The 23026-nt window shown below is 41.7% G+C and carries 16 protein-coding genes; 8 read left to right on the top strand and 8 right to left on the bottom strand.

From position 1 onward, the window contains the following. Window positions 1-9: 9 nt before the first annotated feature. Complete coding sequence (locus GSQ19_RS04550) at window positions 10-843, bottom strand: hypothetical protein (RefSeq protein WP_011321609.1); 834 nt, start codon at window positions 841-843, stop codon at window positions 10-12. A 210-nt stretch (window positions 844-1053) separates the two neighbouring features. Continuing rightward, the gene (acsF, locus tag GSQ19_RS04545; RefSeq protein ID WP_011321608.1) at window positions 1054-2130 is read right to left on the bottom strand and encodes a magnesium-protoporphyrin IX monomethyl ester (oxidative) cyclase; all 1077 of its coding nucleotides are present in this window, start codon (window positions 2128-2130) and stop codon (window positions 1054-1056) included. Window positions 2131-2563: 433 nt separating this feature from the next. Here acsF and GSQ19_RS04540 point away from each other — a divergent pair, with 433 nt between their 5' ends. After that, a complete protein-coding gene (locus tag GSQ19_RS04540; RefSeq protein ID WP_011321607.1) occupies window positions 2564-3058 on the top strand; it encodes an NINE protein in 495 nt (164 codons plus the stop codon). A 46-nt stretch (window positions 3059-3104) separates the two neighbouring features. Here the strand turns inward: GSQ19_RS04540 and GSQ19_RS04535 are convergent, their stop codons facing one another. Continuing rightward, a complete protein-coding gene (locus GSQ19_RS04535) occupies window positions 3105-3722 on the bottom strand; it encodes a DUF2996 domain-containing protein (RefSeq protein ID WP_011321606.1) in 618 nt (205 codons plus the stop codon). A 212-nt stretch (window positions 3723-3934) separates the two neighbouring features. Continuing rightward, on the bottom strand, window positions 3935-4972 hold the full coding sequence (locus tag GSQ19_RS04530) for a threonine aldolase family protein (RefSeq protein ID WP_041457111.1): 1038 nt from the start codon (window positions 4970-4972) through the stop codon (window positions 3935-3937). Window positions 4973-5122: 150 nt separating this feature from the next. On the opposite strand from GSQ19_RS04530, the gene GSQ19_RS04525 reads away from it, so the two are divergent. Beyond that, window positions 5123-5467 (top strand): hypothetical protein, encoded by a 345-nt coding sequence (locus GSQ19_RS04525; RefSeq protein WP_011321604.1) that lies wholly within the window; start codon window positions 5123-5125, stop codon window positions 5465-5467. A 56-nt stretch (window positions 5468-5523) separates the two neighbouring features. Here the strand turns inward: GSQ19_RS04525 and GSQ19_RS04520 are convergent, their stop codons facing one another. Together GSQ19_RS04520 and thrC are read right to left on the bottom strand one after the other, a co-directional pair. Further along, window positions 5524-5799, bottom strand: coding sequence for a MoaD/ThiS family protein (locus GSQ19_RS04520; RefSeq protein WP_010997445.1), 276 nt, complete (start codon window positions 5797-5799; stop codon window positions 5524-5526). A gap of 73 nt (window positions 5800-5872) precedes the next feature. Further along, window positions 5873-7177 (bottom strand): threonine synthase, encoded by a 1305-nt coding sequence (thrC, locus tag GSQ19_RS04515; RefSeq protein ID WP_041457108.1) that lies wholly within the window; start codon window positions 7175-7177, stop codon window positions 5873-5875. A gap of 598 nt (window positions 7178-7775) precedes the next feature. On the opposite strand from thrC, the gene GSQ19_RS04510 reads away from it, so the two are divergent. From GSQ19_RS04510 to GSQ19_RS04490, 5 genes are all read left to right on the top strand, one after another. After that, the gene (locus GSQ19_RS04510) at window positions 7776-10349 is read left to right on the top strand and encodes a DUF7925 domain-containing protein (protein ID WP_011321602.1); all 2574 of its coding nucleotides are present in this window, start codon (window positions 7776-7778) and stop codon (window positions 10347-10349) included. Window positions 10350-10434: 85 nt separating this feature from the next. Further along, complete coding sequence (locus tag GSQ19_RS04505; RefSeq protein ID WP_011321601.1) at window positions 10435-10977, top strand: DUF11 domain-containing protein; 543 nt, start codon at window positions 10435-10437, stop codon at window positions 10975-10977. A 154-nt stretch (window positions 10978-11131) separates the two neighbouring features. Beyond that, a complete protein-coding gene (locus GSQ19_RS04500; protein WP_011321600.1) occupies window positions 11132-12661 on the top strand; it encodes a DUF11 domain-containing protein in 1530 nt (509 codons plus the stop codon). Further along, the gene (locus GSQ19_RS04495) at window positions 12658-16494 is read left to right on the top strand and encodes a TonB-dependent receptor (RefSeq protein ID WP_011321599.1); all 3837 of its coding nucleotides are present in this window, start codon (window positions 12658-12660) and stop codon (window positions 16492-16494) included. The genes GSQ19_RS04500 and GSQ19_RS04495 overlap by 4 nt, the downstream gene beginning before the upstream one ends. A gap of 66 nt (window positions 16495-16560) precedes the next feature. Beyond that, a complete protein-coding gene (locus tag GSQ19_RS04490; protein ID WP_153228336.1) occupies window positions 16561-19722 on the top strand; it encodes a DUF11 domain-containing protein in 3162 nt (1053 codons plus the stop codon). Window positions 19723-19725: 3 nt separating this feature from the next. On the opposite strand, the gene GSQ19_RS04485 is transcribed toward GSQ19_RS04490, so the two are convergent. Next, window positions 19726-20298, bottom strand: a complete 573-nt coding sequence (locus GSQ19_RS04485) for an ABC transporter permease (protein ID WP_011321596.1) — start codon at window positions 20296-20298, stop codon at window positions 19726-19728. Between the two features lie 666 nt (window positions 20299-20964). Here GSQ19_RS04485 and GSQ19_RS04480 point away from each other — a divergent pair. Further along, the gene (locus GSQ19_RS04480; RefSeq protein ID WP_011321595.1) at window positions 20965-21837 is read left to right on the top strand and encodes an N-acetylmuramoyl-L-alanine amidase; all 873 of its coding nucleotides are present in this window, start codon (window positions 20965-20967) and stop codon (window positions 21835-21837) included. A gap of 264 nt (window positions 21838-22101) precedes the next feature. On the opposite strand, the gene GSQ19_RS04475 is transcribed toward GSQ19_RS04480, so the two are convergent. Then, window positions 22102-23025 carry a nucleoside hydrolase gene (locus tag GSQ19_RS04475; protein WP_011321594.1) on the bottom strand — a complete coding sequence of 308 codons (924 nt, stop codon included), beginning with the start codon at window positions 23023-23025 and terminating at the stop codon, window positions 22102-22104. Window position 23026: the final 1 nt, after the last annotated feature.

The raw sequence follows: 23026 nt of genomic DNA, 5'->3' as shown, positions 1-23026 counted from the left end.
ATACTGCCCCTATTGATTAACTACGTGGTGACCAACGCTAGGGCGTTCCTCCGCTTGGATAAAAGCGCGTCCATTGCCGTTACTGACAGTACGTTGTTCTAACTCATCCAGACGTTGAGCCATCAGACCGATAACTCGCTGTAGGTCATTTGGTATTTGTGCCTGGGGTGTTACTGGTAATGTTTCTGCCAGTTTGTTCTCAACTAGTTTCTCAATCTCTTTAATTTCTAACTTGAATTCCTTGTTAGGTTTGGCAGGGCCTGTCAGGGTAAACTCACTTTGTCCGGTGGATGTAGGCAAAGCATAAACTAATTGGTCAAAATCAGGAGCGCGAACAGCATCAAAGTTTTGCGGTACAAATGTACCACGGTGTTCTGGTGTCAGCAACAACCTCACAGAACCAGATGGAGATGTTAAAGCAATTTCCACATAGCCCCGGACTTCCAGAGAGTTAGCTTTGATTACCTCTGGTTTGCTGACATCAGGCAACAGGGTAAATAAAGCTGTGTCGTTAGCACCAATACCTAAATTAAAGATAAATCTTTTGGGATCACCAACAATAGGGGTGAGGTCAGAAAAGTCGTTTACACCTTGAACATCGGTGATAGTAACAGTATTAGTTAAATCTAATTCTGGGGTTGTGGCAGTAAATTGTAACCGTACTTTGATATCTGAGTTACTGGTATTGGCAATGGTTAAAAAGTAACCTTGGATAACCGTACGCGCTACAACACTAGGGCCAGAACCAACAGGAGCAATTGGTTTCACCAACAATTCAAAAGTTGAAAGTAAAGTTGGTCTTGGTCTAACAATAATTTGAGATGGGTCTATTAGGTCTGTCATACAATTGTTTACTGGGAAACTACATAACTAACCTAACGGCTGATCCCCATATACTGACAGTACCCTTGAGGGTGATATTGATGAGATGAGGACTTACGTATAAACCATTTGTAGAGACGCGATGAATCGCGTCTTCTAGTAGATTTTTGACATAAAAAAAGTGGCTCTGTGTAAAACAGAACCACTGAGCATTGAAAAAAATGTTACAACTTAACGCGCTGCGCCTTGGGCAGAAACAGCATCAATTGGTTTCATCAAGTACAGGCGTAATAATTGCCAGCCAGTAGATGCTAATACTGGTAATTTCTGGAAGAATTGCAGGAACTTAGGAGTATTAGAGCTAGCGATCGCACTCAATTTTTCGCTATTCTCAACACATATATCTAAGCGTTCGTAAAATTCTGGGCTATCCACATCCAGAATTACTGGAAATACTCTACCTGCGGTTTCATTGGTCTTCTTAATCACGTAGATGTCGTAATCTCGTGCATCTAAACCGATGGAAGCGTAGAAGTCTTTACGTTGAATATCATTGAGATACATCGTCGCAAACACCGACAACAGGAAGAAACGACTCCACAGTTTCGCCTTCCAGTCGTTCAACATTTGTGGCTGAGATTTCATGATGGCATCAAAGAAATCTCCGTGACGGTTTTCATCCTGACACCAGTTCTCAAAGAACCGGAAAATTGGATAAATTCTGTCTTCTGGATGTGCTTCCAAGTGGCGATAAATGGTGATATAGCGCCAGTAACCAATCTTTTCTGAAAGGTAGGTAGCGTAGAAAATGAATTTTGGCTTAAAGAAGGTATAGTTACGGCTCTTAGTTAAAAACCCTAAGTCAAGAGACAGGTTAAAGTCTGACATCGCTTTGTTCAAAAAGCCTGCATGACGCGCTTCGTCCCGTGACATGAGGTTAAAGCACTCTGCCAAAACTGGGCTTTTATCTTTCAAACGGCGACCGAGTTCTTTGTAAAGCAAAAAGCCGGAGAATTCTGCTGTACAAGACCGTTCGAGAAATTCTACGAACAAGCGGCGAGTATCCCCGTCAATGTGATCCCAGGATTTTTCAAACTCGGCATCCCGAACAAAGTGATGGCGGTTATAGTCAGTCCGGAATTCTTCCAGAATGGCTAGTAACTCGTCTTCATTGACGGAGATGTCCATCCGTGCCATCTCATCAAAATCAGTGGTGTAAAACCGGGGTGTTAATAGAGTTTCTTTTGCCGGGACTTTAACGCCCGGACGGATTTCTTCAAAGCCTGGTTTTTTTAGGGAATCTACCATGTCCTAATTGCTCTTTTGTCTTGATTATCTTGAGTACACCCGAAGAACCAAGTTTAGGCTCTCACAAAGCGCAACAGCCGACAATAATTAGTTTGTATAAAATTCAGTCTACCAAGGTGCAGAGGTAAACTGGTAGGCAAAACGTTAAGAGTTGCAACAATAGTTCAACATTTGCGGAATCGATGGGGGGAATTTGGTGGTTAACGTATCGGGCAAATCCTCACTCTCAGCATTGGCGTAGCGTCTTTGCCAGAGCAGGGAACAAAGGCGAGTGGGGGTACTTAACTACAATTGAGTTAGTAGAATTATCAAATATTTCTGTGCATTAGGCGATCGCATTTTTCCCAGCGTAGCTGATATGCAGCTCTCAAACAAAACAGCAACAAGACACTATCCCAGAAAACAAGCGTAAATCCAAGGGGTTAACCACAACATGACTGTTAATCATCAGCAGAAAGACCGTGTGCTTGTCTCTTACATTTTGAGTGCGGCCTGGTTTTTTGGTTTAGGAGGACTACATCGGCTCTACAACGGCAAAATTGGCACTGGTTTGTTGTGGCTATGCACAGGGGGCGTATTTGGCATCGGGCAGTTTGTGGATTTGTTTCTCATGCCTGGTATGGTTGACGAATATGAACAGCAACTGAGACTAAAAGCTGGTGTGTCTCCCTTAGGTGTACCCCTAAATCAGCCAATCACTACATCCCAAACCCAGCGTTTAACCAAAGACCAACTGATAGTCAAATTAATTGAAGCCGCAGAAACCAAAGGCGGTAGTTTAACTGTGACTCAAGGAGTCAAAGCCACGGGAGCCAGCTTTACAGAAGTAGAAGCCACGCTCAAGGAAATGCTGAAATCAGGTTACGTCAAAATAGACAACGACCCCATTACTGGAGCCGTCACCTATCACTTTTATGAACTTAACTAGGACTCAGATTACCGACTGCTTGAAGAAGTCGGTAATCTAAAAAAACCTAGTTTCTCCCCAACCACTTCTGACCGTTTAAGCGATACACCAGACGAGATACCAACATATCCAGTGTAATTTTGCGCTCATCGATTAAAAATGACTCTAGGGTGCTTGGTCTTCTGCCTTCATTGCAAGAAAAACCTTTTTTGCCCTGGATATCTTCATCAGGGAAATACACATTAAATTGGCGTTGACCGTTTTGCCAACTACCAATTACTTGCCAGTATTCTTCCGCCGATGACAAACCAGCAATGGGTAGCTTTTGCTTGGCGAAAGAAAGCTGTAAATCTTTAACTCCTTCCGCAGTAATTGCCTTTTGCAAAGCCGGCAAGTAGTCTTGCTCCATGAACTCTACAAATGGCTTGTCTTCCACAGATGGGGCTTTCTCTTTCTTCGCAGCTTTAGCGGCTGCGGCTGGTTTTTCTTCCTTAGGAGGTGCAGCAGCATTGGGGTTAGTCTTCGGGTTCGCTGCTTGGGGATCTGGCGTGTTGGCAGTAGGAAGGTTTGTCGCTACTGGTTCGCTAGTGCTGGGGGCGTTTTCTTCAGCGACAGTGGGGGCTTTTTGGTCAACAGTGCTGGGAACTGCGTCTCCCGGTTGATTTTGATTGGTTGGATCTGCCATTGCTCAGGTTATCCTTTGTCTAGCTTGTCGAGCGATCGCTTACCTTTAGGTAATAAATTACCTTCATTTTGACATAGGATAGCCAGTCAATAGTTATTAGTTATTCAGTCATGAGATAAATAGAGAATAATCAATACACAGTAGTCAAAAAATCTTATGTATTTGTATTACTTATTTTTATTTATAAATTAACTGCTACTAGTCGCCACAATTTAGCCCAATCCTGTTTTAATATCTCCAATCAATTCATCAATTCTGCCTTTGGTAGTATTCCAAGAACACATAAAGCGTACGCCACCCACCCCTATGAAAGTATAAAATAGCCAATTTTTTGCTTTTAAGTCATTAATAACTTGCTCTGGCAGTTTAACAAAAACTGCATTAGCTTCACGGGGAAACATAATTTCCACACCTTCTATCTTTAACAATTCATTCTCTAAATAAGCCGCACATTGATTCGCGTATCGAGCATTTTTTAACCACGCGCCAGTTTCTAACAAACCTAACCACGGCGCAGAAATAAACCGCATTTTTGATGCTAATTGTCCCGCTTGTTTGCAACGATAATCAAAGTCTTCTGCCAAGGCTCGGTTAAAAAATATAATTGCTTCCCCTAATGCCATACCATTTTTTGTCCCGCAAAAACACAATACATCCACACCACTTTTCCAACTCATCTCTGCTGGACTTTTATTCATGGCTGCGACTGAATTGGCAAAGCGCGCGCCGTCCATGTGAATTTTTAATTGATACTTGTGGGCAACTTCTTTAATAGCTAAAAGTTCTTCTATAGAATACAAAGTTCCTAATTCTGTAGCTTGAGTAATACTAATAACTTTTGGTTTAGGATAATGAATATCAGCCCGTTTCGTGATTACAGACTCTATCTCCTGTGGTGTTAACTTACCATTTTCGCCTTTAGCGAGTAACAGCTTAGAACCATTAGAAGCAAACTCTGGTGCGCCACATTCATCTGTTTCTATATGTGCTGTCTCATGACAAATCACGCTGTGATATGACTGACAAAGCGCAGCTAAAGATAATGAATTTGCAGCTGTACCGTTAAAAGTAAAAAATACTTCGCAATCAATTTCAAAAAGTTCTCGAAAATAGTCTGCTGCTTTTTGTGTCCATTCATCATTTCCATAAGCTGGCGCACTACCTTGATTAGCTTTAATCATGTAGTCCATTGCTTCTGGACAAATACCCGCGTAATTGTCACTGGCAAACTGTTCTAAGTTGCTATTAATCATTTTTCAATTTATTTATCTACTACAACTACCAAGTTTGGCTAATCAATTTATATTCAGTCAAAATTCGGGAATAATTTCATTGAATATATCCACAAACAAAGGTCTTGGGATAACAATAGAAGTAAAAATAGTCAGGAAGGGGTGGAAATGCTGTTGAATATAGTTGAGGACAAATTACGACTAGAATTTACATGGCAAGAGCAATTACTGGCTGTTCGGTTCCAAAAACTTTGGCTAATACCCTTAGCGAATATCAAGCAAGTGACAATCGCTAAACCTCAAAGTAGTTGGAAAGAACTACGCGCACCAGGTAGCTTTATTCCGGGGATAATCAAAGCGGGTACTTATTATACTGAACGAGGTAAAGAGTTTTGGTATGTAAATCGAGATGATAGCTATTTAAATATCGAGCTACAGAATGAATCTTACGAAAGAATCATCCTCACCATTGATGATAATAGTTACTGGTTACAAAAACTTACTCAAGTTTAATATTAATAATATATAACTTTCTCCCCCACAATTAGGGGAAAAAGTATGGATAAACCTCAACCACCCGCTACAGCAGGGACAATACTGACTTCATCACCATCTTTCAACGGTGTAGCTGTCCCATCTAAAAAGCGGATATCTTCGCTGTTGACGTATAAATTCAAAAAACGCCGTGGCTGTCCATTGTCATCGCACAACCGCGCTTTAATACCGGGAAAGCTTTTTTCTAAAGAATCTAGGAGTTCTGCAATACTGCTACCACTAGATTCTAAAGCAGCTTGATTATTTGTGAAATTTTGCAGAGCGGTGGGGACTAAAACTTTTACAGCCATAGTTAATAAATGATTGGTCAGTTGATAGTTGACAGTGGTCAGTTGTTAGTTGCTAATGACCACTGACTAATTACTAAACGAGGACTTGTTGCCATTCTAAGCGGTCGAGGGTACGTGAACGCTCTAAAGCACGCTCAAAACTATCGAGCTTGGCATCAATTGTCAAAGGTTCGCCAACATAGCCTTGTACAGCTTCTTGGGTTTTCAAACCATTGCCAGTAATGTAAACCACGGTAGTTTCATCTGGATCAATTTTGCCGGCTTCTACCAATTTTTTCAGCACAGCAACGGTTGTACCACCAGCTGTTTCTGTAAATATGCCTTCTGTTTCTGCCAGTAATTTGATGCCTTCGATAATTTCTGCATCATTTACTGATTCAATATTACCGCCAGTTTTCTTAGCGATATCAACAGCATAAACGCCATCTGCTGGATTACCGATCGCAATTGATTTGGCAATTGTATTCGGTTTCACGGGTTTAATAAAGTCTCTGTCTTCTTTAAAGGCTTGAGCAATGGGTGAACAACCTTCCGCCTGCGCGCCACTAAAGCGGACTTTCTTACCTTCCACTAAACCAACTTCCACAAACTCTTGGAAGCCTTTATAGATTTTGGTGAACAATGAACCAGAAGCCAAAGGTGCAACAACATGATCAGGTAGTTCCCAGCCTAGTTGTTCAGCCACTTCAAAGCCCAAAGTTTTGGAACCTTCGGAATAGTATGGGCGCAAGTTGATATTGACAAAGCCCCAACCATGTGTATTAGCCACTTCCGAGCAGAGGCGATTTACTTGGTCGTAGTTACCTTTCACTGCCATGAGGGTAGGACTGTAGATTAAGCTACCCAGAATTTTCCCTGCTTCTAAGTCTGCGGGGATGAACACGCAGCAATCTAAACCGGCATGGGCGGCGATCGCAGCTGTAGAATTTGCTAAGTTACCCGTGCTAGCACAAGAAACTGTGGTAAATCCCAACTCTCTAGCGCGAGAAAGGGCGACGGACACCACCCGATCCTTAAAGCTGAGGGTGGGCATATTCACCGCATCATTTTTGATGTAAAGCTTGTTTAGACCCAGGCGACGGGCAAGACGATGGGAACGTACCAGGGGAGTCATACCCGTTCCCACATCAATTACATTGTCAGTTGTGACGGGTAGGAAGGGGCGATAACGCCAAATTGAGTTTGGCCCAGCTTGGATTTTTTCACGGGTCACAGAGAGACGCAAGGCATTGTAGTCATACTTCACTTCCAACGGCCCAAAGCAGTACTCACACACATGAGTAGCCTTCAGTTCATATTCTGCGCCACATTCCTTACACTTCAAAGCTGAAAGAGTGGCATTGCTTGTTTGGGTGGGTGTAGATGTTGCCTGCGTCATATAACTAGCTTTCCCTGTTTGTCCGTCAACTGCCGTTGATAGTAACACGGGTAAAAACACTAGTCAAACATACCCGATAATTTTTGTCGGGTATCTGCCGGGGGCTTATGTTCCGGAAAAAGCAGTTATTATATTTTTGAGTCAAAAATATTACTAATTTAAGACCATTTGATTGGTTATAAATACAGAGATGTTTTTCCGTAATTACTTAAGTAAAAAACTGGCTTTTGGGAACTTATATTATTTAATCCCAGTAGTTTAACTGTTTTAAAATCTGAGGCGATTGTCTTAAGTTTTTACTATTGAGCGATCGCTCTGCGGCCATCATTCAACTCTAATTCAGCCAATAGAACTAAATTTAAGTAGAACTAGTTACAGTTAACGCCCTACATAAGACTTCCGTTTACATCTGTAAACACACTTTCTTATAGGAACTAGACTAGAAAGATTTGGGTAATCTTTATTACTTTGAGATTAGTTCGTATCGCCGGGTGACTGCGATACAAATTACACCGATAGTTTCCTTATCTCAGGCATATCTTAGATTCACTTGTTCTCGAAATTTATCAGGCAGCACTCAACCAAATAACCAAATCAAATGAATTTCCACCAAAAGGCTCACAAGACTGGAAAGTCAAAAATTTACCGTGCTTTAGTCGCCACGGCATTTTTAGCAAGCGGCATTTTCCCATTTACTACGCCTGCACTAGCAGAAGGAACTAAGGCGGGTACATCTATCAGAAACGAAGCGACTGCTACTTACGAAGACCCCAACAATCCCAATGTACCCCTGAATACAACTTCCAACACTGTAACTGTAACAGTGGCAGAAGTGGCAGGTATTACAGTAGACTACACAGGTTTAGTAGACAACAACGGCGGTACGATTGAAGAAAATGATCTCTTAATCTTCAATTACACCATCACCAACGTCGGTAACGACCCCACCCAGTTCCGTATACCCAACTTGGCAACAACAACGGGGCCAGCCACAGTTTCCGGGACATTACCTAACAACGGTACACTCAACAATCTGCAATATAGTATCGACAACGGCGTAACCTGGGTTAACATCACTGGTTCTGAGGCCATTGTTCCCAACATTGCTGTCGGCGGTCAGGTATTAGTTAGAGTCCCCGTTACTGTACAGCCAGGCGCTCAAAGCGGTGACGTTATTACGGTTAAGTTAGGTAATACCCCTGCTAATGCTCAAAACGTTTTGCGTAGTCCTGATGGTGGTGACGTTTACACTGTAGATAATCCCAACGGTAGTGTGACTGATGAAGTAGATGGCGCACCTGTGAACGGCACTAGGGAAGCTAGTGATACATCTATTAATGTTCAAGTAGGTGGAGGCGTTAAAACCTACTCTTTAGCCACAGTTCTCAAGACACGTACTGCTTACAACAATGGGGGGACAACTAACTCAATTACAGATGACACACTTACCTATGGGTTGAGTTTGCGAGTTGAAGGCAATGACCCTACAGGACAGGGTATCACTCCAGCCGCCTTGGAAGGTAGAGGTATTAATCTTGATGGAATACCTAATGTTCCGCACATCTTAGTTTCCGATGCCATTCCTACCGGCACAGATTTGGCATCAGTAAGCGCTCCCAACGGATGGACAGCCGTATATACGACATCACCAATTACAACAGATGCTAATGCTGCGGCGTGGACGACAACAGCACCAGCAAACTTGAGTACAGTCACCCGTGTTGGTTTTATCAACAACACTGCTACAGTTACATCTGTTGCACCCAATCAAACCGTTAATAATTTTATTATTAATTTAAGAGTCGAATCCAACTTTGCTGGTACATCTTTAAATGTTGCCAACATTGCTCAATTGTTTGGTCAAACCCCTGGGAATAACTTCCCTGTATACGATGAGTCTGGAGACCAAAACCCCAGCAATTTTGATGGACAAGTGGGCAACATGACACCACCCCCAGGTACAGATACCAATAATGACGGTGTGCCTGATAGGTTACTTGATGCTGATGTCGATGATGGTTTCGTTGATAGTCCAGCTACCCCAGAAACAGGAGTTGACGGCAATAACGATAACACTGGTGTGGGTACAGGTGGTGAAGCTAACATCTTCACGCTAGAAGTTCCCGTGGCTTCAGCCGTTCTCAATGGTCCAGTCAATGCTCCTAATGCCATTGGTCCCTCCGGTGGAACTAATGACGACTTTACTAACAAATCTTCTTTAGTACCTTTCGGCACACAACCAAACTCTACATTAAATCCACAGCCAGTAGCCTTTACCAACACCATCAGAAATAGTGGTAGCGCTCCTAGTAACTACTCTTTAGTACCCATCCCACCGGCAAGTAATACACCAGCTGGAAACAATGCTGATTTACCTGTTGGTACATTAGTAACGATTACTTATGCTTCTGAATCGAGATCCTATGTCTGGACTGGATCTGAGTTCCTCTTTGATAGCGATCGCAATCCGGCTACAACAGGAGATCAATCCCCTATTGATCTCGCCAGCGAATACATAACTATTCCCAACGTCGCACCAGGAACAAACATCAACTACGGTGTGGAAATTGATCTACCTGATCCCACTCAATTATCTACAGATATTGATAGAGGTTTCCCAGTTCCAATTACTGCCTTTGTGGATGATGGAACTCCTGGCTTAGGTACAGAAACCGTCCGCAACACCACAATCAACCGTGTATATACTGGCTTCCTGAAACTGCGGAAACTCTCCAGAATCCTAGATCAAAACGGACAACCAGTAGCTGGGCCTGATGGTCAACTGAGTGATAGTAACAAGAGTCCTGTACCTGGAAACATTATTGAGTACCAGATTCAATACAGCAACATTTCTGAGCCACAATCTGGTAACGGTAACATCATCCTGAACGCCAGCAATGTAGTCATCAATGAAAATGGTGTGACTGCGCCTAATAACTGGGCATTAGACAATGATGGAAATAATCAGATTGATACCAGCAACATAATTGGTTCAGCTACTGACCCCAATGGTACTATCCAATTCTTCAATGGTAATCCTGCTACTACCTCAGGTAGTGATCAGACTGGAACTACTGTCAACACTGATGTGACTCGGTATGTCAACAGTGTGACTGGTCAAGTAGCACCAGGTCAACAAAGAACGTTTACTTTCCGACGCAAGGTTAACTAAGTTCTGCACAGTTTGTAGTCAGGACTTAAGTCCTGATTACAAACATGGGAATCATATATCTAATAGTTTTTCGGGGTTATTTGTCATGAAGGGTGTTCTTATCGCTGGTGTGGGTGCATTTGCGCTGATTGCTACCGCACCATTTATCGATCACTTACCAGGAAGTGTAGTTGCTCAAAGTATTAAAAATCAACCACAGTTGCAATTGCGCTTAGGGGCGGAAAAACAGGTTATTAGCAAGGATCAGCAGGGGAAACAGAAGGTTGCTTGGCAAGCATTACAAGGTCAAGCTGTAGTACAGCCTGGAGATGTGCTGCGTTATACCTTAAATGGCGAAAATAAAAGCGATCGCTCAATCAAAAATTTGACTCTCAACCAACCGATTCCCAAAGGCATGGTATATGTGCTGAAATCAGTTGATATTTCCAATACAGAAGCCAAAATTACTTACAGCATTGATGGCGGTCGCAGTTTTGTTGAGAACCCCACAGTTAAAGTTATCCTCCCTGGCGGTAAAGCTGAAATTAAACCAGCTCCAGCTACTGCTTATACAAACATTCGTTTGCAACTGCCATTAGTAGCAGCTAAAACTACGGTTAAGGCGACCTATTTAACCCAGGTGCGTTAATTAATTCTAATTCTTAACTACGAATTAGCACTACTAGAAAACATCTAATTAATAGTTAGCCGTTGTTCCAAATTTCAATGACGACGGCTCATATTTGTATCAATAAAATGCCTTTATTCATAAATAACAGGGCGCTTCTGAGGGGAGAAATTCAGTGATTCGTCCTTGTAAAACAACTTCAATTTACTTCCGCAGTAACTGGTATCAAAGGTTAACTGCCACTTTTCTTTTCGGAAGCTTATTGCATACTACCATAACGACACCAGTGACCGCGCAAAATACTCCCGTCGTCAATATCACAAACCAAGCTACATACACTTATCAAGATAGAGCTAGTAATAATCGATATCAAGGATTAACTATTAAGACTAATGTCAATCCTAGTCCTTTGGTTGACCCGTTAGGCAGGATTTTAGGTTGTGCAGGAACGCTATTACCAGACTATACTGGTTTTTCTGTTAGCGTCTATGAACCTAATCCCAGTGACCCCACTGGTACAGAATTAGGGCAGTTGGTTTCTCTCACACCCACAGAAGTTCCTGATATTCCCAATAACAATATCCCTGGTGGGTTAAGACCAAATTCTGAGAACAGTAATCCTTATTTCATTACTAATAATCCGGCTGGTGTTTATAATTTTCTTCTCGACCCTAATCGTGGTCAAATTGAACCGGGCAGAACCTATATTTTTGTAGTTAACCCTCCGGCTAATTCTGTTTATCGACAACGGCGGATTAAAATTGAAATTCTCAATAGTACAGGCGCAATTAATAACAGTATCGTGCGTTATGTTGCGACTTCTTTAGATGGTCAACCAATCAGTTTAACTGGTGACTCTAGGGTAGAAAGCACTGTGGTTTTAGTTCCTAATGCCGAGGTAGTGGGACTAGATTTATTGGCTTTTGAGTTCACCACAAATATGTGTCAGGCAACTCAAGCACAGCTGATCAAAACAGGCGATCGCGCTACGGCTGAACCTGGAGATACTGTGATCTATCGTTTATCAGTACGAAATTTATCTGATGCAGCTTTAAGTAATGTGGAAATTACGGATACTTTACCTTTAGGTTTTAATTTTATTCCTAAGTCTGTGCGGGGTGAAATTGATGGGGAGTCAGTCACTGTCACTCCTGTTAGTAATGGTAATACTATTACATTTCGCTCTAACGTGGATGTTCCCGTTGGTAAAGTCATTAACATTGCCTATGCGGCTCAACTCACGACCGATTCTTTGCGTGGTAGTGGTCGAAATAGTGCGATCGTTAATGCTGAACGGGCTGATAACAGATTTAGGATTAAGGATGGCCCAGCAACGCACCAGCTGAAAATTCGTCCAGGTATAGTTTCTGACTGCGGCACTATTATTGGTCGGGTCTTTGATGACAAAAACTTTGACGGTGAACAACAACCAGGAGAAGCGGGAATTGCCAACGCTGTGATTTTCCTCCAAGACGGTAACCGCATCACCACAGATCCCAACGGTTTATTCTCCCTCGCCAACGTTTTACCCGGAAGCCACACGGGAGTATTAGACCTAAGTAGCGTTCCTGGTTACAAACTAGCTCCCAACGAGAAATTTCGCGAACGCAATAGCCAATCTCGTTGGGTACGTCTCGAACCTGGTGGTTTGGTAAGGATGAACTTTGCGGTTACTCCCACCCCACAGGAGGTAATCAAGCCATGAAACCTGTAACTATTTTCAATTTACGATTGATGGGCGCAATGGCTGGGGCTTTCAGCTTTGTCTTATATCCAGCAATAGTTCATGCAGAGGTTCCAGAAAATCCAGAATTTTCACCTGATTTAGAAAACCCCTCTCCTGACCTCTCTATCAAGAGAGAGGCTTTGAATATTCCCCTTTTCCCACTAGAGAAAGAGATTAGGGGATTAGGTCGCACAACTGAATTAACCACTCAGTTAACCCAGGATGAAATAGAAAACCCCTCTCCCGCCCCAGAGGCTTTGAATATTTCCACTTCCCCTGTAGAGAAAGGGGTTAGGGGATTAGGTCGCACAACTCAGACCAATGAAGTACAAGAGGAAACACCTACATCCAACGCACCAACAAATGCTATCTCACCATTCCAACCAGCAGATGACCCATTACCCAGAGGTTTAAGTAGGCTTGCAGAACCAGCGCCAACTACCCCAAAGGAAATTCCCACCTTTCAACCAGCAACAGATACACCCATACCTAGAAGTTTACGCAAATTAGTTGCAGAAACAGATAAGGGTAATGGACGGAGGGAAAATACTCCAACAACTGCAACAGGAGTGAAAATCTTGACTCCCAGTCCTGACGGTGTGATTGATGTGCCAGCAACTACCGTAGCAGTGCAATTCCCATCTGGTAGTCAAGTAGAGTTGCGGGTAAATGGGGTACTAGTAGACTCTTCTTTGTTGGGACGTACAGAAACTGATGCTGATACTAACTTAGTAACGCAGACATGGTATGGCGTTGGTCTCAAGGAAGGGGAAAATACTCTAGCTGCACAAATAGTAGGAGGGACAGAAGCACCTGTAACCCTACGGGTAGTTGTTAGGGGAACAGCCAAAAAACTCACAGTAGAAACCGTTGAATCTCGTGTCCCGGCTGATGGACGTTCAACGGCGACAATTCGCGGTCAACTCCTCGATGAAAATGGCAATCGCTCAAATCAAGATGCCATTATTACCTTAATTCCCACGGTGGGAGAGTTGGTAGGAACTGACTTGAAACCAGAACAACCAGGGTTTCAGGTAGAGGCGAAAAAGGGAGAATTTACTGCGGTATGGCGATCGCCTCTCCAAGCCCAAACAGGCAGGATTCGGGCTGTAGCTAACGATTTAGAAGCCTTCACCCAACTGGAGTTTGCCACAGCACTACGCCCTAGTTTGGTGACTGGGGTGATAGATGTGCGGTTGGGAGCAAGAGGAACAAATTATTACAGCAGGTTCCGTGATTTCCTCCCCTCTGATAGAAATAATGGTACCCAATTAGAGTTTAACTCAGCCATATTTGCCACGGGTGCGATCGGTGAGTGGTTGTTTACTGGTGCATACAATAGTTCTCGTAGCCTCAACGAAGATTGTAACTGTGACAATCGTCTGTTTAGGTCATACCAATTTAGCGAACAAAACTATCCTGTTTACGGCGATAGTTCTAAAGTAGACGTAGTTACACCCTCCATTGACAGTGTATATCTGCGTTTTGAACGTTCTACAGGTATTCCAGGTACTGCGCCTGATTATGCTATGTGGGGCGACTACAACACAGAGGAATTTGCTCGGTCTTCTCAGCAATTCACTGCCGTTACCCGCCAACTCCACGGCTTTAAAGCCAACTACAACTTAGGTAATCTGCAAATTACAGGTTTCTATGGCAATAACTTAGAAGCCTTTCAAAGAGACACCATTGCACCTGATGGAACCAGTGGTTATTACTTCCTTTCCCGGCGGTTAGTTGTTCCTGGTAGTGAAAACCTTTTTATTGAATTAGAAGAACTCAACCGTCCTGGTACAGTGCTGGAACGTAAACAATTAAGTCGCGGCCCAGATTACGAAATAGACTACGATCGCGGTACTGTAATTTTCCGTGAACCAGTCTTACGTACTGATATTGATGCAACGGGACAGGTTCTGGTGCGGCGGATTGTTGTCACCTATCAATATGACAGCAACAATTCTGATAGCAATATCTATGCAGGTCGTTTGCAATACAACTTTTCCCGCACCCTCAACCAAGAGAGTTGGATCGCTGCAACCTATGTCAGAGAGAATCAAGGACTACGTGGTTTTGAACTTTATGGTGCAGATGCCAAAATCTCTCTCGGTTCTCAAAACCAGCTAATTGCCGAATATGCTCATTCTCGTAATGATTCTGACATTATGGGGCGAGTACGTGGCGAAGCCTACCGTCTAGAAGCCCAAGGACAGATTTTTTCAGGTTTACAAGGTCGGGCTTATTATCGCTATGCTGATACAGGTTTTGCCAATAACGCCACTATTAGTTTTGTCCCTGGTCAAACTCGCTATGGTGGACAGTTAACAGGGCGACTTTCCCAAACTACAAATATTCGTGTCCAGTATGACCATGAAGACAACTTTGGTATTGCACCTCAACCACTAGATACATTTGAAGAATTATTTTCTCCACGTTCACAAGCAATTCCAGGTAGCCAAGTCGATAATTCCCTGACAACAATTTCGGCGGGGATTCAACAACGTTTTGGTAAAGCCACTGTAGATGTAGATTGGATTCACCGTAATCGGGAAGACCGGATAGCGACAAATGGTCTAGAAAGTACATCAAATCAATTACGTTCCCGTCTAACATATCCCCTGACAAACAACCTGACATTCCAAGCCCAAAACGAACTCACCCTATCTTCCCAAAAAGATACTGTCTACCCAGACCGCACTATCTTCGGTCTCAATTGGGCTGTTGTTCCTGGTGTGAATATCAGTCTGGCTCAACAGTTTTACAGTAGCGGTCAGTCTTACAGTAACTCCATCACCAGTTTAAGTGTTAACGGTGAGCATAAACTCGGTTCTGATACTACCCTTACTGGTCGTTACTCAATCATTGGTGGGGCTAATGAACTGACTACTCAAGGTGCTATTGGGTTAAATAACCGTTGGCTGATTGCTTCTGGTTTGCGGTTGAATTTGGCTTATGAACACGTTTTTGGTAACTTCTTCAACCGTACCGCCGCAGGTCAACAATTTGCCCAACCCTTTGCTGTTGGTCAAAGTGCTTCTTCTATTGGATTTAATGGGGGTGATAGTTACAGCATAGGTTTGGAATACTCTGATAATCCTCAATTCCAAGCCAGCGCGCGTTATGAACATCGGACTTCTTCTGGTGGTTCTAACACAGTGATTACAGCCGCCGCCTTAGGGAAAATTTCTCCTGCACTCACAGCTTTGGTGAGATATCAACAAGCCAACTCTTCCAATCAAAAACTCTCAGGACTAGGAGATACAGCGAATTTGAAGCTGGGTTTAGCTTACCGCGACCCCAACAACGATAAATTTAACGCCTTGTTGCGTTATGAGTATCGCCAAAATCCGGCGACTATTCCTGACACGATTCTTTTAGGTAGTGGTACAGGTTCTCAAGACCATACCTTCGCTGTAGAAGCGATTTATGCGCCTAATTGGCAATGGGAATTTTATGGTAAGTATGCACTGCGTAACAGTACTTCTTATTTAGCAAATGATCTAGTAGGTACTAGTACGGTGAACTTGGGACAATTACGTGCTACTTATCGCCTGGGATATAGTTGGGATTTAGTTGGTGAGGCGCGGGTGATTGGTCAAGCCAACTATACTGAGACGGGTTTTGTAGTGGAGGCTGGGTATTATTTAAGTCCTAATCTGCGGCTTTCGGCTGGTTACGCCTTTGGTAAAGTTGATGACCAAGATTTTTCCGGTACTCGTTCTGCGGGGGGATTATATTTGGGTTTGACGCTAAAACTTAACGAATTATTTGATGGCTTTGGCTTACAAAAACCTGTAACAGCAGCTAAAAAATAATACAGCAAAATTATATCTTTATCTGGGTTATCACCAACAGCAATTAACAGTTAAAACTATAAAATTATGAATCGCAGCCCAACTAATCAGAAAGCATCAAAAAAAATAGAAAATATCAAATCTTTTAGTACAATTGCATCTCTTTGTATAGGTATTGTAGCTATTGGTATCCAACCCGTCCAAGCCGAAGGCAGCCGCAATTTATATCCTGCTTCTTCCCCTGGGACTGCATATCGAGCTAACTTAGAATGGCGGACAGAACAGACAGGTAACTTAATTACAAGAAGAACACTATTAAAAGTTTATGCCCAGGCTGGTGAATACATCCTACTAGGTTCTAGTGCTGTGGGTGTCACTCGCACTAGTAATAATGTCACAACCACTGGTGATATCTATGTTTATAACCCTAATTTAGTTACAGGTCAGGTAGGTAGTGAAACTTTTCCTAGTATACCCAGTTTTCAATGTACTTCTCAAGCTGGACGAGGCAAGATTAATAGCAGAACCGAGGAATTAGCGGGGCCAAAAAGTATTAATGGTACAGGGAATACTAGCGGATATACAGCTTGCTACTATCAAGCTCCCTCTACTGGCATTTATGATGTTGTTATCTTTGGCCCCGCAGGATTTAATGCTAGTGGTGATGGTGGGGTAACAGCAGAGATAAATTTAACTAGTAGTACTAATTTTGACTCTAGCCAAGGAAGTAGTGTAGCAGCTTGGGATGTAACTGTTCGTAGTAGTACCAGTTCCACTACAGACTCAACCGGACGTTTATTTTCTTATTATTTAGCATTATTTACAGCAGGTAATGGCAGACCAGTCTATTCAACTGTTTATCCTGTCACCACAGACGGTTATAGATATAGAACAGAAATTAGAGGTTTAGACCCCAACGGTTTTGTTCTTTATGGTAATGAAGTCGGTTTTTTTGATAGTGATGGTGTCTCAACTTTATACCGTAACGTTGTTGGTAGTAATGGTAACGTATCTAACATCCAAGGTGGTGCATCTTTAGCACGTCCGCAATTTCCCACATTTTTTAATCTGCTTGATCCTAATGCTTTAGGTTTGATTAATCGTTATGACCGCTTTGGCAATTTTCAAGGTGTGGGTATTACCACTAGTCCAATTCCTCCCAGTGTCAGTAATCCCAGTTTTACGGGTAATCTTTCGGGTAACAATAGCAAAGTTGGTAATGGTGGTACTTTTAGCTTTAATAGCACTGTTACAGGAACTTATGAAATTGTAGTTAGAGGTAGTGGTAGCACTGATTTTGACCCCAAAAACCCCAAGAACCGAGTTTTAAGGGGTTATATGAACTCATCAGGTACACAAACTGTTAGTTGGGATGGTAGGGATAATGTGCGTAATTTCTTTCCTATTGGTACTAATTATCAGTTTAATATCAGAATTAATGCTGGAGAATATCACTTTCCGGTATTAGACGCAGAAAATAATTTCTTTGGTGGTCCAACAGTCACTTTACTTAATCCTCCAGCTTCATACCCTACTGATTTACCAGGTTTTGGCCCCACCACGGGTTTTTATGATGACCGGGTGTATAGAACTAAGAATGGTTCTATTGTTCATTCAACAGCAACACAAACTGATATTGATAATAATAATCCTCTTTGTGGTGTGGGCGCGCCTACTATTAGATTCAGTAATCAAATTACAGGCTTTGATACTACTACAAATCAACGTGCTTTTGGTCAAAGTGGTAACTTAGGTAACGCCAATACTGTCTGTAATGGCTCATTTGGGGATACGAAAGGTTTAGACCAATGGACATTCTTTCCTAGTAATGTGGCTAATAATTTCTTAAATATTGTTAGTCCTGATTTAAAAATTAGTAAAACCCATACACCAACTGATTTTGTTAAGGGTAGTACAGGTACTTATGTGATATCTGTGCCTAATTCTGGTGGTGATGTTACTGATGGTACTCAAGTTATAGTCACAGATACTCTTCCAACTGGAATTATTCCTACCGCCGCAATAGGTAATGGTTGGACTTGTACAATTTCTGGACAAACGGTAACTTGTAGTCGCAGTGATGTACTTAATCCAGGTGCGAATTATCCTAATATCAGCATCGATGTGACGATTGATTCTGGCATTACTGCTACTAGTGTGACTAACACAGCAACTGTATCTGGTGGTGGTGACGGTGATAATACGAATAATACTAGTCCCCCTGATATTGCGAATATTATTACTCCTCCAGATTTGAGTATCACTAAAACCCACACAGGGAATTTTAACCAGGGCGATACAGGGCAAATTTATACTCTTATTGTTAGTAATGCTAGTGGGGCTGGTGCAACTGATGGCAATACTGTTACCGTAACGGATAACTTACCTGCGGGTTTAACTCCCACAGCAGTTAGTGGTACGGGTTGGAACTGTAGTATTTCCGGACAAACTGTAACTTGTAGCCGTAGCGATGTACTCAATCCAGGCGCGAGTTATCCGGCAATTACCTTAACAGTGGATGTGGCTAATAATGCACCATCTACTTTAATTAACACCGCTACTGTTGCCGGTGGTGGGGATATTACTCCTGGTAATAATACTGATGATGACCAGACAAATATTATTGGTAATAACAATGCTCCGAGTTTAATTTTGGTGAAACGCATTACTCGCATTAATAACCAAGATTTAACTGATATTGTAGATGGGATGAGTAGTGTGGCTACGACTGCTACTAATTATGTAGCTGCACCAGGAGACACTGATGATAATGATTCTAAATGGCCAGTTGGGTATTTACGAGGATTAATTAATGCTGGGACTGTCAAGCCGGGAGATGAGTTAGAGTACACTATTTACTTCCTATCTAATGGTCAAAGTAATGCTACGAAAGTGCAATTTTGTGATTTAGTACCCAATAACGTAGCTTTTCTTGCTAATGCTTTTAATGGTTTGAGTCCTAATGATGGTGGTTTAACAGGTTCAGATCAGGGTATGGCGATGGCTGTGGGTTCTAGTAACCCTACTGTATATTTTAGTAGTATTGGTGATAGCGATCGCGCCACTTTCTACCCAGCTAATGATCCTAATACACCCAGTTTTTGCAACAATATTGGTAGCAATACTAATGGGGCTTTGGTAGTAGAGATTACTCGCAATTCTATTTTACCTAACCTACCCCCTGCAACTAGTAGTGGGAATCCACCAGAATCTTACGGATTCGTACGCTTTCGAGGCAAAGTAAAGTAAACTTCAGGAAGATTTCTTGCTATCTGTTACCATTTGGGCTAGAAGATAACCTGTGTAATCTATAAACTGATCTAGCAAAAATCCAATAATACCAATGTAGAGTATGCCCTCAATTATGTAGTTGCTATTACCTGATTTATAACTATTCCACAACAAAGCACCAAGTCCTTTAGATGCGAGTAACATTTCTATAGCGATCACAGTAAACCACGCTACCCAAATTCCTACTTTCAGTGCATGAGATGTATGAAAGATAACGGCGCGAAAGTTATTATTTTGTCTACGGAAATGTTGAATTCCCATAGCAGTATTAATAGTAATCGTCCAAAGGCTAGCCATAAAAATTACTACTGCTATAGCTGATTCACTCTCTTGAAAAATAACCAATGTCAGGGGGAGAACGGCAATAGGAGGAATACTATTAGGGATCTGAAAAATCCGCCGCATCAATTGATATACAGCAACATTTATACCTATAAGATATCCAATGAAACTGCCGAATATAGCGGCGGGAATGTAACCTACAAATAATTTTTGCAAGCTAGTTAAGACATCTAAAAATATACTTTGATCCATGCCTCAGTGCTTATTTGAAACGTCTGAGAAATACTGCGGCAAGCAAAAAATGGCTAATAGATGAACAATCAAGATAAATTAAAGTGTTGATTTAAATATATCAGTAAATTCAATTAAAACTCAAAAAATAAATAAAATCTCAAGGATTTATTTGTTTTGCGGTAGATACTATATTTAGTATTATAATTTTCGTTAGCTAATATACAGTAATTTGCTTTTTATAAGACTCGATTTCATATAAAATAAGGTTGTATCCAAAATACGAAATTCACTTCGGTACATCTTGAAAAATTTCTTGCTTTTGTCCCCAACGATACAAAGCGAAGATGCGCTAACCGTTATAGAGGCAGACATACATCGAATTACTGTTGAGAGAGCAATACCTTCGATAACCAACAAAACCAGAGCAGTCCAAAATAGCTCTTTACCATCTCATTTAGTAATTTGCCTGTCTGTAATAATGAGCCTATCGTCAAGAGATTCGATGCGGGATGTAAATAAATGGGCAATTCAAAATAAAAAACTACAATTAAACAATATTAAATCTCCGTATTTATCTCCCTGGAGAAATACTTTTTATTGCCAAAAAAATTCTACTTATAACCTATTCTGTAACAAGAGAAGTATATTAAGATTGATTAAGGCAGCATTATTAATTATAAAAAAATGAATTTCCGTGACTGGGCTACCAGAGTTACGCTAATTTTTCTGATGTTAGCCGCTTTGATATTGGCGTTATTAGCAGGAAAATCTACACAGTTACAGCAAAATACAGCAACACCATCAAACTCAGATATAGCTACTTGGAGACAATATCCTCAGATACAAATCCAGTCCGGAATAAACCAAGGTAGCAAAGCCCAAGATATTGGCAATTTTCCAGTTATAACTAATCAGTCTTCTGATAGATATATAACTACTCAAGCGTTTGCTGAATACAAACCAAAATTAGAAATTGCGGCTGTACATCCAAGTAATTATGGTGAACGTTATGCCCAAGATATTAATGGTTTACCGATAAAAAATCAACCAATTATCGTTCTCCATGAAACTAGTAACTCTGCTACTAGCGCAGTTAACTTTTTCCAAACGCCCCATACAGATGAAAACGTCCAAGCAAGTTACCATGCCATAATTAAATTAGATGGCACTGTTTTATATTTAGTCCCGCCAGAAAAGCGAGCATTTGGCGCTGCTAACTCAGTTTTTGATGGCGCAGACGGTATTGAAACTGTGCAAACTAATCCTAAATTACCACCATCTGTCAATAATTTTGCCTATCACGTTTCTCTAGAAACACCACCAGATGGACGCGGTAATAATTTCCTAAAATCTCATAGTGGCTATACCCCAGAGCAGTATAACTCCTTAGCTTGGTTAATTGCTCAAAGCCAAGTACCAGAAGATCGCATCACTACACACAAAGCAGTAGACCGTTCGAGCCAGAGAGTTGACCCCTTAAGTTTTGATTTTGATAAATTCTTAGAATTACTCAATACTTATCGTCAAGTAAGTCCAGTTTATAGAGCGCAAAAATAATTCCAAACAACTTAGAGACTTCCAGATAAAAAAATATCCAAAATGTAGGGCGCATCAGTATGAACAATTTCTGAGTATAGTTAGGTTCTATGGCACTGACGCACCCTACCAAATTATCAATTTCGGACAATTCATTTTTTTGTTCCCTTAATTTCCATTCATGAAGCCTGCTTAAGCGGACTTTTTTTAGGATGTCAATTTCTCAACTATCCATTTTTTTGAATTTTGTAGCTTCAGCTTCCCGTAGGGTATTTTGAATTTGTATTACCTTGCCCACTGCTGCAAAATATAAGCATAAAAAGCATCCTTATCCACTTTATCCATAGCTAAAATCCTGCGCCCACCAGCGACAACTTTAGTCCGTCCCTGACTCAAACCACTAGTAATAATTTCTGTCTCCCATTCACGGAGTTGATAAAATTCTGGTTGTCCTAAATAAGCCGTTGCTAGCACATCCCAAAAATAATAATCTTGTGGGATAACTAAGGCATAACATTGTCCAGCTAAATCAGATACGGGATAATGGCGCTGTCGCCCCACTTTGTATACTAACTCCGATGTTACTGGTACATTGTTAGTCAAATCTAAGGGACACATAATTATATTAATTTCGCTTTGCCATACTCGTACAGCTGAAACTGCATCCCAATAAACATTCCATTCAGCAGACCCGTCTTGTCCAGCCTCTAAACTTTTTTCCACATTACCGGGAACATTCAAAGCGCCACCCATCCACACAATCTTGTCAATCTTGGCTTCAATGTCTGGTGCTTTGTCTAAAGCAACTGCAACTGTTGTGAGTGGGCCTGTCACCATTAGTGTTACGGGTTCCAGCGCTTCTCGCAATACTCTGATCATAAAATCTTGACCAGTTTCCTCAACCAAAGGTGTATGAATCAATTCATTTTGATTGAGAATAGGCAGATGGTCAACAATAAACGAATCACGCCGATACAGCCGAGGAAAAGGATTAATCCCGCGTACAGTACTTTCTGCCACTGGGATATGAGAAAATCCCATCAAATCTATAATTTTACGCGTAGCACTCACCGCAGGCTGGACATAACAATCAGCAGGAGTAACGACAACACCCAGGAGTTGAATATGCTCCATCGTCAACAGGAGCATGGTTGCTAGATAATCATCTACACCACCATCATGATCCATTAACACTAGTTGTTTTGTCATA

It is taken from the genome of Trichormus variabilis 0441 (assembly GCF_009856605.1).
GTDB classification, from domain to species: domain Bacteria; phylum Cyanobacteriota; class Cyanobacteriia; order Cyanobacteriales; family Nostocaceae; genus Trichormus; species Trichormus variabilis.
The sequence above is the reverse complement of the archived record's forward strand: the minus strand, read 5'-3'. Positions and strand labels throughout refer to the sequence as shown.